Raw genomic sequence first — 12,868 nt, 5'->3', positions numbered from 1 at the left:
ATTTCAGTGGACCGGATCTGGCCCGGGTGCGCATTGCCGCGCGCCCTGACGTGCTGTGGGAGACCGTTTTAAGTTTTCACCGACTCCGCGACCGGCGGCCCGGGCCGGCCTTCGGCAAATGGCGCTCCGAAGCGCGTTCCCGGTTGAATGGTGAAACACGGCTGCTGGCGCCGCTCGTTCCCACACGGGGCTATTTTCCGGATTTCCTGACGCCTCCGGAGGGGCTGCTCGGCATCGACGAAGGGCTCGCGGCGCTGCGCGCAACCCCGCCCGCCCGACTGCATGCCGAACTTTCGCGGCTGCCCGCCACCCGCCCGCTGCCTTCGTGGCTGCGGGCGCTGAGCGAAGGCGATTCCGAGGCGCTCGGCCGGCTCGCCGGCGCGCTCCGGAGCTATTACGAGAACGCGGTCGCTCCGTACTGGCCGCTGCTCCAGGCCCGTATCGAGGCGGACCGCGCCGCCCGCGGCCGGGCGCTCCTGGACGGTGGCGCCGACCACCTGCTGGCCACGCTCCCGCCGACCATGCGCTGGCGGCCCCCGGTCCTGGAGGTGGACTACCCGGTCGACCGTGACCTCTTCCTGAACGGCCGGGGGCTGCTCCTGCTCCCGTCGTTCTTCTGCCGTCGCACGCCCGTCACCTTCCACGACCCCGACCTCACCCCCGTCCTCGTGTATCCCCTCGAACATCCCGCGCCCCGCCTCGTCACGCCGCCCGCGCCCGCCCACTCGCTGGGCAAGCTCGTCGGCCGCACCCGGTCGGCGATCCTGCACGGTGTGGGCGGCGGCTGCACGACGAGCGAACTGGCGCGGCGCGTCGATGTGTCGCTGGCGTCGGCCAGCCAGCACGCGACGGTGCTGCGGGACGCGGGCCTGTTGCTGACGCTGCGTCACGGCAACGCGGTCCTGCACACGTTGACGCCGCTGGGGGCGGCGCTGCTGCGGGGTGGCCCGGAGGTGGACGTCCGCGGTGTGGACACCCGGGTGCTGGGGGCCGGAGGGCTGGGGGCCAGGGAGGTCCGGGGTGTGGATGTGTAGCGGTGGGTGCCGGAAGCGTGCAGTAACGTTCCGGCACCCGGCGGGGAGGGACGGGGCCCGCGTCAGTACGGCCGGTCGCCCGTGATCGCCACCCGCTCGGCCACCCGGCGCTCGCTCCCGTAGTCGTTCACCGCGTAGTGCTGGGTGGCCCGGTTGTCCCAGAACGCGATGTCCCCCGCCCGCCAGCGGAACCGCACCTGGAACTCCGGTACGTGCGCCTGCTGGAAGAGCAGCCGCAGCAGCCGGTCGCTCTCCGCCCGCTCCAGCCCCACGATGCGCGTGGTGAACGAGGTGTTGACGAACAGCATCCGGCGGCCGGTCTCCGGGTGCCGCCGGACGACCGGGTGCTCCACCGGCGGGAACTGCTCTTGAAACGGCGCGAGCCGCTCGGCGGAGCAGAAGCGGGCGAAGCCCGGCAGGAAGTCGTGGACGGCGGTGGCGCCGTCGATCCGGTCCTTCACGTCCCGCGGCAGGTTGTCGTACGCCGCCGCCATGTCCGCCCACATCGTGTCACCGCCGAACGCCGGCACCTCGCGCAGCTGCAACACCGCGCCCAGCGCCGGGCGTTCGCGGAACGTCACATCCGTGTGCCAGACGTTCTCGAAGGTCGGCACCGCGCTCCGGTCGAACCGCACCACGTCCTCGGCGTCACCCGTCGCCAGCAGCGGATTGGTCTCCAGCTCACCCCAGTTGCGGGCGAACGCGCGCTGTGCGGCGGACGTGAGGTGCTGCCCCCGGAAGAAGAGCACCTTCCACTCCAGCAGCGCGCGGTTCAGATCGTCGCGCAGCGCCGGGGAGAGCGGCCGGGACAGGTCGAGGCCCCGGATCTCGGCGCCGATGGTGCGCGCCTGAGGGACGACCTCGAAGCGCTCGTACGGGCGGTCCTCCCAGCCCTCCGGGGTGCGGCGCAGGACGCGGTGGCCTTCGTACAGGCCGTCGGCGGGGATGCGGTGCTCGCGGAGGGCGGGGGAAGGGAAGGTGGGCACGGGGGAGTTGGCGACGGCCGGCAACGGGTCCTCCTGGAGGTGAGGAACGAGGTACGGGATATGCGGCGTACGTGCGATACGCGGGGTATGCGGGTCACGCGGTATGCGGTCGCCCCGGCCCGGCGGGGCCGGTGAGCCGGTCGGGTCAGGCCGAGGACACTGCCAGGGGCTCTGCCGAGGGCTCCGCCGGGGCGGTCAACGCCCGGTGATCACCGACAGGAACGGAGAGCGGCGGCCGGGGGAGAACCCACCCGGCCGCGGCGGCGCAGGAACGTCATGCCGCGGGGCGCGCACTCGCCGTGGGGGCCGCAGCGCAGCGGCTCCGCCTCACGGAACGTCGAGTACGTGGTCATGGCACGCACCGTACCCCATGACCGGGGCGCGCGGCACCGGGCGTACCGGTCCCGCGCCCCGGCCACCCCCATCCTCAGGGCCCGGCTCAGCCCAGCTTCTTGAACAGGTACACGTCCGCGTGTCCGCCCGGCATCCCCGGCACGCGGCCCACCTCCTCGTACCCCTGGCGCTGGTAGAACCCCGGCGCCTGGAAGGTGTACGAGGACACCGTGGCGCGGTCGCAGCCGCGCCGTACCGCCTCCTCCTCGGCGGCCCGCAGCAGCTTCGCGCCCCAGCCTTCCGCGCGGCTGCCCTCCCGCACCCAGAGCAGGTGGATCTCGCACAGCCCGCCCCAGGTCCGGGCGCTCAGCCCGCCGACCAGCGCGCCGTCCGCTTCGGTCACCCGCACCGAGAACTCGTCGTGCTCGGCGTGGTCCGTGGCCGCGGCGTTGAAGGCGTCGAGTTCGTCCTCCAGGCGCTTGTCCAGCGCGGGGTCGTGCTCGCCGACGGTGAGGGCGGGGCCCTGGTCCCGCACCGGCTCTGTCACATCGCTCATGGCCGAGTATCCCCACAGGCATCCCGCGCCCCGCTACCGACTTTCGTCGTCGGGCCGGTGTCCTTTCGTCGCCGGCCGTCCCGCTGCCCGTACCGCGCTGTCCGACGCCCGCCGTCCTCAGTCGTCGATCCCGGACCGCTCCACTCCCGCCACGATGTACCGCTGCAAGAGCACGAACACGGCCACCAGCGGCGCGATCGAGATCGCCGCGGCGATGAACAGCTCGTGGAGGTTGAGGTTCTGCGCGGTGGTGAACGTGGACAGCGCCACCTGCACCGTCCAGGACTCCCGGTCCTGCCCGATGACCAGCGGCCACAGGAACGCGTTCCACGCGCCGATGAAGACGATGGTGCCGACGGCGGCGAAGACGGACCGCGAGTTGGGCACCACGATCCGCCAGAACGTACGCCAGTGGCCGAGCCCGTCCACCCGCGCCGCGTCCTCCAGCTCCCGCGGGAACCCCAGGAAGTACTGGCGGAATATGAAGCAGGCGAAGGCGCTGAAGAGGGTGGGGATGATCAAGCCGCGCAGGGTGGAGATCCAGCCGAGCGTCGAGACGAGGACGAAGCTGGGGACGAACGTGACCGCCGCCGGGACCATCAGCGTGCCGAGGATGGCGTAGAAGACGACGTTCGCATGCCGGTACGGGATACGCGCGAGCCCGTATCCGGCCAGCGACGCGAGCAGCACCGTGCCGAGCGTCGTGGACACCGCGATCAGTGTGGAGTTGAGCAGGGCCCGCGCCAGCGGCAGGTTCTCGTCGTCGAACACCTCGGTCAGGTTCGACCACTGGATGTCACGCGGGAAGAACGTCCAGTCGGGTGCGGTGATGTCCTGCTCGGTGGCCAGGCCGTTGCGTACGAGCAGGTAGAACGGGAGCAGGAACAGGACGGCGAGGACGGCGACGACCACGGCGCGCAGGGCACGTCCGGCCCGTACTCGGGGGTCTCGGGTGTGTCCGGTCCGTGTGCGGGAGGCGCCTCGGCGCGCCCGTTCCGCTGGTGTGGCCGCCATCGTCAGTCCTCCTTCCGGCCGAGGCCGAACCAGCGGGCCTGGACGACGGTCGCCACCGCGATGATCAGCGCCAGGATCACCGCTCCGGCGCTGCCCAGCCCCAGGTTCTGCTCCTGGCCGAGAGCGGTGTAGTAGAGGTAGACCAGCGGCGGACGGGCGTACGGCGGGTAGCCGCGCGCGTCGGACATCAGGTTGTAGAACTCGTCGAACGCCTGGAACGCGTTGATCACCAGCAGCAGGACGACGGCGACCGAGGTCGCGCGCAGCTGCGGGAGCGTGATGTGGCGCAGCGTCTGCCAGCCGGGCCGCGCGCCGTCCACCGCGGCGGCCTCGTACAGTCGCGGAGAGATCCGTTGCAGTCCCGCCAGGAACAGAATCATGTAGAAACCGGCCTGGAGCCATAGCCGTACGGTCACGATCACCAGCCAGTACCAGGGCGGGTCGGACGTGGACAGCCAGGCGGTCTGGTCCGCGCCGAACCACCCCAGCACGGTGTTGGCCAGCCCGAACCGCACCCCGTTGAAGATCGACAGCTTCCAGATCAGCGCGGCGACCACGTACGAGCACGCGGTCGGCAGGAAGAAGACCGAGCGGAAGAACGCCTGCGCGAAGCGCAGCCGGTTGACCATGAGTGCGAGGGACAGGGAGAGCACGTATGTCGCCGGCACGATGAAGGCGGTGAACAGCAGGAACGTGCCCAGGCTGCTCAGGAACGCCTGATCGCCCAGCATCGTCGCGTAGTTGTCCAGCCCGACGAAGTCCGTCGGACTGACCGTGTTGCGCGCGTCGAAGAAGCTGAGGTAGACGCTCCAGACCAGCGGTACGTACGTGAAGAGTGCGAGGCCGATCGCGAACGGGCCGACGAAGACCCAGAACCACAGGTTCCGGTTCTGCCGACCACGCAGCCGCGCGAGCAGCCCGCCGGCCGGTACGGCTGTCCCCGCGCCCGCCCCCGTGCCTGTTCCCGCTCCCGTGCCTGTTCCCGCCCCCGTACCGGCCGTGGCCCCGGCCCGCGCGCCGGTGCCCGCAGCGGCCGTCTTGGCCCGCGCGCCCGTCCCCCTCACTTCTTCTTCGCCCGCTGCAACTCGGCCTCGACCTTGCGCACCACGGCCTTGAGTTCGGTCTCGGGATTCGCGCCGTCCTTGATGATGTGGTTCAGCGCGTCCTGGTAGGCGGTGCTGCTCGGGGTCGTCCAGAGCAGCGGCTCGGCGAAACCGTGGTCGGTGGCGTACGCGACGGCGTCGGCCGCCGCGCCCTCCTTGAGCTGCCCGGCCTTCTTGGCGAGCGAGGTGCGGGCCGGGATGTGGAAGCCGTACGACAGGGCGAAGTCCTCCTGCTTATCGGTTCCGTCCACCCAGAGCCACTTCACGAACGCTTTGGCCTCCTTCTGATGCTTGCTGCGCGCGCTGACCGCCGAGCCGTACGCGCCCACCGGGACCGCGGGCCGCCCGCCGGCGCCGTCCTCCGGGAACGGCAGCACCCCGAAGTCGTCCCCGAGAGCCTTCTTCACCTGCGGCAATGCCCACAGCCCGGACCACTGCATGGCGGTCAGCCCCTGGATGAAGGCCGCCGGGTCGGACCAGTCCGTCGGCGCCCCCAGCAGAAGCGATGTGTCGGCGTACAGCTGCCGGATCTTGCCCAGGACGCGGGCGGCGGCCGGGTCGTCGAAGCCAACCTTCCCGTCCTCCGTGATCAGACTCAGCCCCGCGGCGAACAGCGGCGTGCCGCCCAGCACGGCGGCCCCGCCGTCGTTCCCCAGGAACAGGCCCTTGACCTTGTCCTTGCGGTGGTACCGGGTCAGTGTCCCGGCCGCATCGACCAGCGCGTCGACGGTCCGCGGCGGTTCGACGCCCGCCGCCTTCAGCAGGCTCTTCCGGTAGAAGAGCAGCTGCGTGTCCACCGTCTGCGGAACGGCCCAGACCTTCCCGTCCCAGATCTTCGGCTTGAGTACCGCCTGATTGAAGTCGTCCTTCGCGGACTCGATCTGCTCGGTCAGATCCACGATCTGACCGCCCTTGATCTGGTCCAGCTTCGGCCCGTTGACCTCGAAGACGTCCGGGCCGGAGTCCGTCAGCAGCGCGGCGGCGGTCTGCCGGTCGTAGTCACCGGGCCGCCACTGCACGGTGACCCGCGCCTTGTCGTACCCGGCGGCGTACCGCTTGACGGCCCGCTCGGTGCCGGGCTCGCCGTACTGGTGGTACCACTGGCTGAGCGCGGGTCCCGAACCCTTGCCGCCCCGGCCCGTGTTGGAGCCGCAGGCCGCCAGTGCGCCGGTGAGCGCGGCGCCCCCGGCCGCGGCGAGCAGCCGCCGTCTGCCGATACCGAAGCCCTCGCCGCTGCCGTGTGTCATGCCGATCGCCCCCTGCGTCGCTCGTGCGCCTACCTGGCCGTGCCGTGCATCCGTCGGCGTCCCGCGGCATACGTGATCGACGATCACCGTCCGCCGCGAGCGCCTACTCTGCCGTACCCGCATGCAGGACGCGTTGCACCCGAGCGAAACCGGCCGGTGGCGGCGCCCGTAGGAGTGAGCACCGGGCGGCGGCCCGGTGTTCCCGCGCGGAACGGGCCGATGTTCTCCGCGCCGCGGCGAAGGCGTGTATGCCGTCATCACCGGCCGCGACCGGGCTCGTTGGGACGGGCTGCGGTCGGCGGTGTGGCCGACGACGCGATGCAGTTCGCGTCTGTGCTGGTCAGGGCGATTGTCAGACCCCCGGTGCATGCTGTGGTGCAGGGCCTTCGCGAGCCGGTGGCTGACGGCCCTGCGACCGCGCTCTGTCCATGAGGGGGAAGTCATGATCATCGTATCCGGCAAGCTCCACGTCGCTCCCGACGCCCGCGCCGCATACCTGGCCGGCTGCGACGCGGTGGTCGAACAGGCGCGGAAGTCCCCCGGCTGCCTGGATTACGCGCTCTCGGCCGACCGCCTCGACCCGGGCCGGATCAATGTGTACGAGCGCTGGGAGTCCGACGCCCACCTCGAAGCGTTCCGGGGCGCCGGCCCGCAACCGGAGCAGACGGCGGCGATCCTCGGCGCGGAGGTGGGCACGTACCGGATATCCGGGGCGGAGGCGCCGTAGGACGGGAGCGCGGGCGGCCGCGCGGACGGGAGTGCGGGCCGGTGTGCCAAGGGCCGGCACCGTCGGACGGTACCGGCCCCTGCTGCTACTGCGGTGGGTGTGCTCGCGCCTTCGCCCGTCAGGCGATGGTCTTGTACGACGGCGCCTCGATGCCGGTCAGCTGCCGCGGGGCGAACGGTGCCCGCCAGTCGCCCGTGCCGTGGTAGAGGTACGAGCTGCCGTCCGGCGTGGTGACGAAGAGGTCGGCGCGGCCGTCGGTGTCGGCGTCACCGATGCCGACCAGCTGGCGGTAGGCACCCCAGCCGGCGCCGATCTTCGCCCGGGTGGCGAACTTCCCGTCGCCGGTGCCGAGGTACAGCCACAGGACACCGGACGGGTCCCGCGCCACCAGGTCCCCGGCGGAGGCGCCCGCCACGTCGCCGACGGCGGCGATCTGGTCGTACATGTCCCAGCCGCCGCCGATCCGCTTGCGCGGCGCGAACGGTGCCCGCCAGTCGCCCGTGCCCTCGTACAGCCACAGCACCCCGTCGGTGTCCCGGGCCAGCAGATCGCCGCGGCCGTCACCGTTCAGGTCGCTGCCGCCGGTGAGCTGGTCGTACATGTTCCACCCGGCGCCGATCTTCGCCCGGGTGGCGAACTTCCCGTCGCCCGTGCCGAGGTACAGCCACAGGACACCGGACCGGTCCCGCGCCACCACATCACCGACCGCGGCACCGGCCACGTCGCCGACGGCGACGATCCGGTCGTAGATGTTCCAGCCCGGGCCGACCCACTTCTCCGTCGTGCCCTGGAGCTGCGGCTTGTCCTGCGGGCCGTGGTACGTGTCGTTGAGCGACAGCCCGCCCACCTCGTCGCGCACGATCACGTCCGGCGAGCCGTTGTCGGTGTAGTCGTGCGGGGCGGGCCTGCGGCGGACGGTGAAGGTGCCGTCGGCGTTCACGTCGGGTCCGAGGCCGTTGGTGGGCTTGGCGTTGAGCTTCCAGGTGTAGGCACCGTTGGGCGCGGCCACGGTGTCGGTGCCGGAGCCGAGCAGTCCGTCCCAGTCCACGTCCACCCAGCCCGGCTTCATCTCGCGGTTGTCCGGGCGCAGTTCGAAGGTGCGTTCCTTGCCGGAGGCGGTGTGGCGCAGCGTGACGGTCACGTCGGCGTTGAGCCGCGAGAGCTGCCAGCGCGCCCGCCAGTGGCCACGCTCCAGCTCGGCCACGGCGGGAACGTCGGAGCCGACGAGGGTGATCTTCGTCGGCTCCCCGGTGCTCGCGACGAGCTTGGTGACGGGCGCACCGTCGGCCCCGGCGGACACCCGGTAGACACCCTCGCCCCGGTCGACGGAGCCGCCCATCACCAGCAGGTCGCCCTCGGGCGTGGGCGCGACGGAGGTGGCGTGGTCCAGGACATCGCGTGCTGTGTGGCCGCCGATGGGAACGGCCCGGAAGGCCGTGTCCCGCTGGTCCCACCCCTCCGACGCCTTCCGCTCGTTCCCGTACAGCGCCCAGTCGCCGACCAGGCCCACCATGCTGGTGTACACCCCGCTCAGCTCCGTGTTCCAGGGCTGCCGCTCCGGTCCGCGCTTCGAGACGCTGAGGCTTACGCGTCGGTCGCCGTCGTAGAGAGCCCCGATCGACGCCATGTGCGTCGGGGACAGGGCGGCACCGGCCCAGTCGTCGGTCATCAGCCCCCGGTAGTCGCTGACCTTCGCGGCGGCCAGGTCGATCACCGCGTAGTCGTTGCTCCGGAAGGGGGAGTGGTCCGGCATCCCGTCGAACCGCACCAGCGCCGAGCCCGGCGTCCCGGCGACCGCCTCGAACTTCCGCGTCTTCTCCGGCAGCCCGGTGATCTTCCGATCGGTCAGCTTGCCGTCCACGAGACCGAGGACGTGGGCTTCCTCGTTGTCCTTCAGGTACTTGACGGCGATCACCCAGGACCCGACCGCGCCTTCGTACCGGTAGCCGTGCGCGTCGAGATCGATGGGGGTGGACGTCCCCGTGGCCATGTCCCGCAGGGTGATCTTGTGGGACGCGGTGACGGTGGTGCTGTCGCCCACCACGACCACGTCGGACACGGAGCCGCGCGCGATGGTCTGCGTGTGCTGGTCGCTGTCCTGGCCGACCTCGGTCGTCGTCCCGTCCGCGTAACGCGTCCACCGGAGGGTGTTCTTCGGATCGACGGAGAGGAAGCCGGTGGGCCCGGCGCTCACGATCTCGGACCCCGGCGCGACCTTCGGCGCCGCGGCGGGGGCGGCGACGGCCGCCGGGGACACGAGGGGCCCGGCACTCACGGCGAGCCCGAGCACGACGGCCCCGGCCACGAGCTGCCGCCGCAAGGGCCGGGACCGCCCGGGTCTCGGCACGAGGGAACGCTTCAATCTGCCCTCCTGGGGATACGCGGCGCAAAGCGCCGCGGCGTGCGGTGGAGGGCGGTCGGAGGCGCGTTTCGCCTCCCGGCCGACGAACCGTACGAGCCCCCCGATGACCGGGCAAACTCTAACAATGGTGAGGTCAGAGGCTTACGGCGGCCTTACGGAGGCGCCCCGTGACGAGAGCGGAGCGGAAGGCGTTCCAGGCGGTGGGGGCGAGGTGGAGGGTGGGGCCGGTGGGGCGTTTGGAGTCGCGTATGGCTACGGTGTGACGGAGGTTGGAGGCCACTTCGACGCACTCGTGGTCAGGGTCGCTGTAGCTGGACTTGCGGTAGCTGAACTCAGGCATGGGTCACAGTTCCTTACTCAGGCTGCGGATGAACGTCCGAGATTCGCGCTCATCAAGGGCTTGCCCTGCGATTGTCTCGAACATCACGTCGTGCTCCGTGGCTTCGTCACCACCTTCGATCCAGACCTGGGTGCGGGGAATTTCGATGTACACGACGTCCATCGCGCCGGGTTCGGCGAACGACAGGACGTTGTATGCGCACCCGATGCCCACCCGTGCGCCCGCGCTGAAGGGCAAGATCCGGACCGACACGTTGGGCCTTTCGGAGCCGAGGGCCAGGTGCTCAAGCTGTTCGCGCATCACATCTGTGCCACCGACCAAGTTGCGGAGGGCTGCCTCGTACACCACCGCGTGTAGGCATAGACGGTCGTCGAGCTGTTGCTGCCGTGTCAGACGTGCGGCTACGAAGCCATCGTCGGCCTTGAGCGCGCGGATGTATCTCTCGCACTGCAACAACCCAGGGACGTAGGCCACTTGCCATGTCTTGATGGTGGTCGCGGCGCTCTCCAAGGTGATGTACTCCTTCATCGCGCCGACACCTGGGAAGTCGCTCCACCACCCTTTCGCCTTGCGGCGTTCGCGGTCCACGCGGGCCAGTTCCAGCAGGCCGCCCACCGTTGCGGGGTCGTCCACCCCGTACAGCTCGCACAGACTGCGGATGTCAGGGTCGCACATCGGTACCCAGCCGCTTTCCATCCTGGCGACCTTGCCCGTGGACGCGCTGATGACCTTGGCGGCCCGGCCTTGTGTCAGGCCGGCGGCGAGACGGTGCTTCATGAGTTCGCCGCCGAGGCGGCGGCCCAGCACGGTCGACATGCGGTTGCCCTGTGGCGTCTGGCTGCGTTCCATGCCGCTCACCTTGGCTTATGGGTGGGGTGCGCGGAGGTGGGTCCATGGCGCGGCAACCCGCACGGGTGAAATTTGCACCGTTGAATTGAGGGTGGCGCCCGCGTGCCCCTACCGTCCGTAACGAACGAACTGCTCGCGCGGCCGCATCAGTTGGCGCAAGGGTGCGCTCTGCTCGTACTCGGAGGTGGCCGTCGATGCTCTCTCCGCATGACCCCGTGGAAACCGTCCTCCATGAGGACCTGCTCGACTACACGCCGTTCCCCGGGAGCGTGCGGCTCGCGCGGTACCGGATGGTGCGGCTGCTCCGGGAGTGGGGGTACGGACATCTCGTGGACGACGCCGAGTTGGTGGTGGCGGAGCTGCTGACCAACGCGATCGTGCACGGGCGGGTGCCCGGCCGGCTCGTACGGGTGCATCTGACGGTCGGGAAGGAGGTGCTGCGGGTGGCGGTGAGTGATGCGAAGGGGGAAGCCCGGCCCTCCGTCAGGGCGGCGGACGGCGACGACCCCGGAGGGTGGGGGCTGCTGCTCGTGCAGGCGGTGGCCGTGCGGTGGGGCGTACGGGACCGCGAGGTCGGCAAGACGGTGTGGTGCGAGCTGGACGTCAGGCGGGGGCGACCGTCGCGGAGGGGCCGTTGAGGACGATGTCCCAGTGGTAGGTGAGGGAGGCGGGGCGGCCGGGTAGCGGCGGGGCCGGGGTGCAGGTGGCGATCAGGCGCCGGCGGGCCGCCGCGTTCGGGGCGGCGTGCAGCACCGAGTCGTGCGCCAGGAGGGGGTCGCCCTCGAAGTACATCTGGGTGACCAGGCGTTGCGCGAACGCGCGGCCGAAGAGGGAGAAGTGCAGGTGCGCGGCGCGCCAGGGGTCACCGGGGGTGCCGAGCGGATACGGGCCCGGCTTGATGGTGGTGAACGCGTAGCGGCCGTCGGCATCGGAGAGGGCGCGGCCCGCGCCGGTGAAGTTGGGGTCCAGCGGGGCGTCGTGCTGATCGCCCTGGTGAGCGTAACGGCCCGCCGCGTTCGCCTGCCAGAGTTCGACGAGCTGGTGGGGGACGGGGTGGCCGAGGCTGTCCACGACGCGGCCGGTCACGGTGATGCGTTCGCCGATGGGGGTGCCCGCGTGGTGCCGGGTGAGGTCGCAGTCGAGGGGCGTCACGTCGGCGGGCCCGAAGACCGGGCCGTACCGTTCGGCGCTCTCCGGGTCGGTGAGCATCGGCACCGGGGGGAGGGTGGGGTGCCGGAGGGGAAGGCCTCGGTACGGCGGAGCGGCGGCCGGGGGCACATCGGGCGCGGACGCGGTGGCGGGAGCTGCTGCGGACGCTGCTTTGGGCGCGGCTTCGAATGCGGCTCCGGGCGTGGGTGTTGTCGACATGGGAACGTTGTCGCACCGGGCGCCGGGACGGGCAAGACGGCGAACCGGCCCGGGTGATCGCCCCGCGCGTACGGGGTGGTCGATGCAGGCGCCCGGCGCCAGCGGCCGGGCACGCCGTAGGGGGCGAGCCGGTGCGGTGGAGTCGCAGGCAGGCGCGCCCGGCCGAGGGTGAGGGGCGAGATGGCGGCTGCCGCCTTCGGCGGCGGGGCGGCCTGCGCTCCGACCCGTCGAGCGGCTTACTCTCCGCGGGCGCGCCAGACCACGACGTTGCTCATGGCCGTGCCGAACACCCCGAGAACGCCGATGCCGATATTCCACGCGTCACCGAGCCGTACGGCGATGGCCGCCGCGACGAGCGCGCCTGCGAGCGCGAGGGGGGCGAGTATCCGTCCGAGGAGCACCTTCCGCGGCACCGTCACCCTCACCTCGATCGCACTCCGGCTCCGTCCATGATCCGCCGGACAGGCTAGTGCGCCGCGATCCTCTCCACCAGCCCGATCCCCCGCGCCAGCAACTCGCGCTCCTCGCCCGTCAGCTCCGCCTCGATCGCCCGCGCGAGCCAGTCCGCCCGGCGCCCACGCTCCTCCTCCAGCAGCTCCCGCCCCGCGGCGGAGAGCTCGACCAGGCTCTTGCGGCCGTCGGTCGGGTGTGCCCGGCGCGTGATCAGTCCCTGCTCCATGAGCAGTCCGACGGCCCGGGCCATGGACTGCGGGCGCACCCGCTGATCGGCTGCGAGTTCGCTGGTCGTCATCGCACCGTTGCGGTCCAGCGCCCCGAGGACGGCCACCTGGCCGAACGGCATCTGGTCCTCGAGCTTCACGCGCCGCGTGAGCTTTCCCAGCGCGGTGCGCAGTTCGGCCGCGACGGCGGCGGATTCCGGAAGGGGCATACCGCATTTTACCGCAGCACAGCTGCACAGTAACGCTGCGCAGTCGCCCTGAACAGCAGA

15 protein-coding genes are annotated in these 12,868 nt (G+C 71.3%); 3 read left to right on the top strand and 12 right to left on the bottom strand.

Going from position 1 to position 12,868, the window contains the following annotated elements; genetic code table 11:
- Nucleotides 1-143: 143 nt before the first annotated feature.
- Nucleotides 144-1,034, top strand: coding sequence for an ArsR/SmtB family transcription factor (locus ACH4FX_RS08670; protein ID WP_398476570.1), 891 nt, complete (start codon nucleotides 144-146; stop codon nucleotides 1,032-1,034).
- Between the two features lie 62 nt (nucleotides 1,035-1,096).
- Here the strand turns inward: ACH4FX_RS08670 and ACH4FX_RS08665 are convergent, their stop codons facing one another.
- From ACH4FX_RS08665 to ACH4FX_RS08640, 6 genes are all read right to left on the bottom strand, one after another.
- The gene (locus ACH4FX_RS08665) at nucleotides 1,097-2,044 is read right to left on the bottom strand and encodes a TauD/TfdA dioxygenase family protein (protein ID WP_398476568.1); all 948 of its coding nucleotides are present in this window, start codon (nucleotides 2,042-2,044) and stop codon (nucleotides 1,097-1,099) included.
- Between the two features lie 185 nt (nucleotides 2,045-2,229).
- On the bottom strand, nucleotides 2,230-2,373 hold the full coding sequence (locus ACH4FX_RS08660; RefSeq protein ID WP_398476566.1) for a hypothetical protein: 144 nt from the start codon (nucleotides 2,371-2,373) through the stop codon (nucleotides 2,230-2,232).
- 86 nt (nucleotides 2,374-2,459) lie between these two features.
- On the bottom strand, nucleotides 2,460-2,909 hold the full coding sequence (locus ACH4FX_RS08655) for a GNAT family N-acetyltransferase (RefSeq protein ID WP_398476564.1): 450 nt from the start codon (nucleotides 2,907-2,909) through the stop codon (nucleotides 2,460-2,462).
- 117 nt (nucleotides 2,910-3,026) lie between these two features.
- Complete coding sequence (locus tag ACH4FX_RS08650) at nucleotides 3,027-3,923, bottom strand: carbohydrate ABC transporter permease (protein WP_398476562.1); 897 nt, start codon at nucleotides 3,921-3,923, stop codon at nucleotides 3,027-3,029.
- A gap of 2 nt (nucleotides 3,924-3,925) precedes the next feature.
- On the bottom strand, nucleotides 3,926-4,840 hold the full coding sequence (locus tag ACH4FX_RS08645; RefSeq protein WP_398477035.1) for a carbohydrate ABC transporter permease: 915 nt from the start codon (nucleotides 4,838-4,840) through the stop codon (nucleotides 3,926-3,928).
- A gap of 143 nt (nucleotides 4,841-4,983) precedes the next feature.
- Nucleotides 4,984-6,273, bottom strand: coding sequence for an ABC transporter substrate-binding protein (locus ACH4FX_RS08640; protein WP_398476560.1), 1,290 nt, complete (start codon nucleotides 6,271-6,273; stop codon nucleotides 4,984-4,986).
- Between the two features lie 442 nt (nucleotides 6,274-6,715).
- On the opposite strand from ACH4FX_RS08640, the gene ACH4FX_RS08635 reads away from it, so the two are divergent.
- Nucleotides 6,716-7,000: a putative quinol monooxygenase gene (locus ACH4FX_RS08635; protein WP_398476558.1), complete on the top strand. Its 285-nt coding sequence runs from the start codon at nucleotides 6,716-6,718 to the stop codon at nucleotides 6,998-7,000.
- Between the two features lie 118 nt (nucleotides 7,001-7,118).
- Here ACH4FX_RS08635 and ACH4FX_RS08630 read toward each other — a convergent pair whose 3' ends face one another.
- The 3 genes from ACH4FX_RS08630 to ACH4FX_RS08620 all read right to left on the bottom strand — a co-directional run bounded on the left by ACH4FX_RS08630 (nucleotide 7,119) and on the right by ACH4FX_RS08620 (nucleotide 10,551).
- Complete coding sequence (locus ACH4FX_RS08630) at nucleotides 7,119-9,362, bottom strand: FG-GAP-like repeat-containing protein (protein WP_398476556.1); 2,244 nt, start codon at nucleotides 9,360-9,362, stop codon at nucleotides 7,119-7,121.
- Between the two features lie 133 nt (nucleotides 9,363-9,495).
- Entirely contained in the window at nucleotides 9,496-9,702 is a 207-nt protein-coding gene (locus ACH4FX_RS08625) for a DUF397 domain-containing protein (protein ID WP_398476554.1), read from the bottom strand.
- A gap of 3 nt (nucleotides 9,703-9,705) precedes the next feature.
- Nucleotides 9,706-10,551 (bottom strand): helix-turn-helix domain-containing protein, encoded by an 846-nt coding sequence (locus tag ACH4FX_RS08620; RefSeq protein WP_398476552.1) that lies wholly within the window; start codon nucleotides 10,549-10,551, stop codon nucleotides 9,706-9,708.
- Between the two features lie 194 nt (nucleotides 10,552-10,745).
- Here ACH4FX_RS08620 and ACH4FX_RS08615 point away from each other — a divergent pair, with 194 nt between their 5' ends.
- Nucleotides 10,746-11,189 carry an ATP-binding protein gene (locus ACH4FX_RS08615; protein ID WP_398476550.1) on the top strand — a complete coding sequence of 148 codons (444 nt, stop codon included), beginning with the start codon at nucleotides 10,746-10,748 and terminating at the stop codon, nucleotides 11,187-11,189.
- Here the strand turns inward: ACH4FX_RS08615 and ACH4FX_RS08610 are convergent.
- The 3 genes from ACH4FX_RS08610 to ACH4FX_RS08600 all read right to left on the bottom strand — a co-directional run bounded on the left by ACH4FX_RS08610 (nucleotide 11,155) and on the right by ACH4FX_RS08600 (nucleotide 12,808).
- Nucleotides 11,155-11,919, bottom strand: coding sequence for a protocatechuate 3,4-dioxygenase subunit beta (locus ACH4FX_RS08610; RefSeq protein WP_398476549.1), 765 nt, complete (start codon nucleotides 11,917-11,919; stop codon nucleotides 11,155-11,157). The genes ACH4FX_RS08615 and ACH4FX_RS08610 overlap by 35 nt on opposite strands.
- Nucleotides 11,920-12,155: 236 nt before the next feature.
- Nucleotides 12,156-12,332 (bottom strand): hypothetical protein, encoded by a 177-nt coding sequence (locus tag ACH4FX_RS08605; RefSeq protein ID WP_398476547.1) that lies wholly within the window; start codon nucleotides 12,330-12,332, stop codon nucleotides 12,156-12,158.
- 53 nt (nucleotides 12,333-12,385) lie between these two features.
- Nucleotides 12,386-12,808, bottom strand: coding sequence for a MarR family winged helix-turn-helix transcriptional regulator (locus tag ACH4FX_RS08600; RefSeq protein ID WP_398476545.1), 423 nt, complete (start codon nucleotides 12,806-12,808; stop codon nucleotides 12,386-12,388).
- Nucleotides 12,809-12,868 lie beyond the last annotated feature (60 nt).

The sequence above is a fragment of the Streptomyces sp. NPDC018019 genome (assembly GCF_044327805.1).
GTDB lineage: Bacteria > Actinomycetota > Actinomycetes > Streptomycetales > Streptomycetaceae > Streptomyces.
This window is presented reverse-complemented; position numbering and strand designations above follow the sequence as displayed.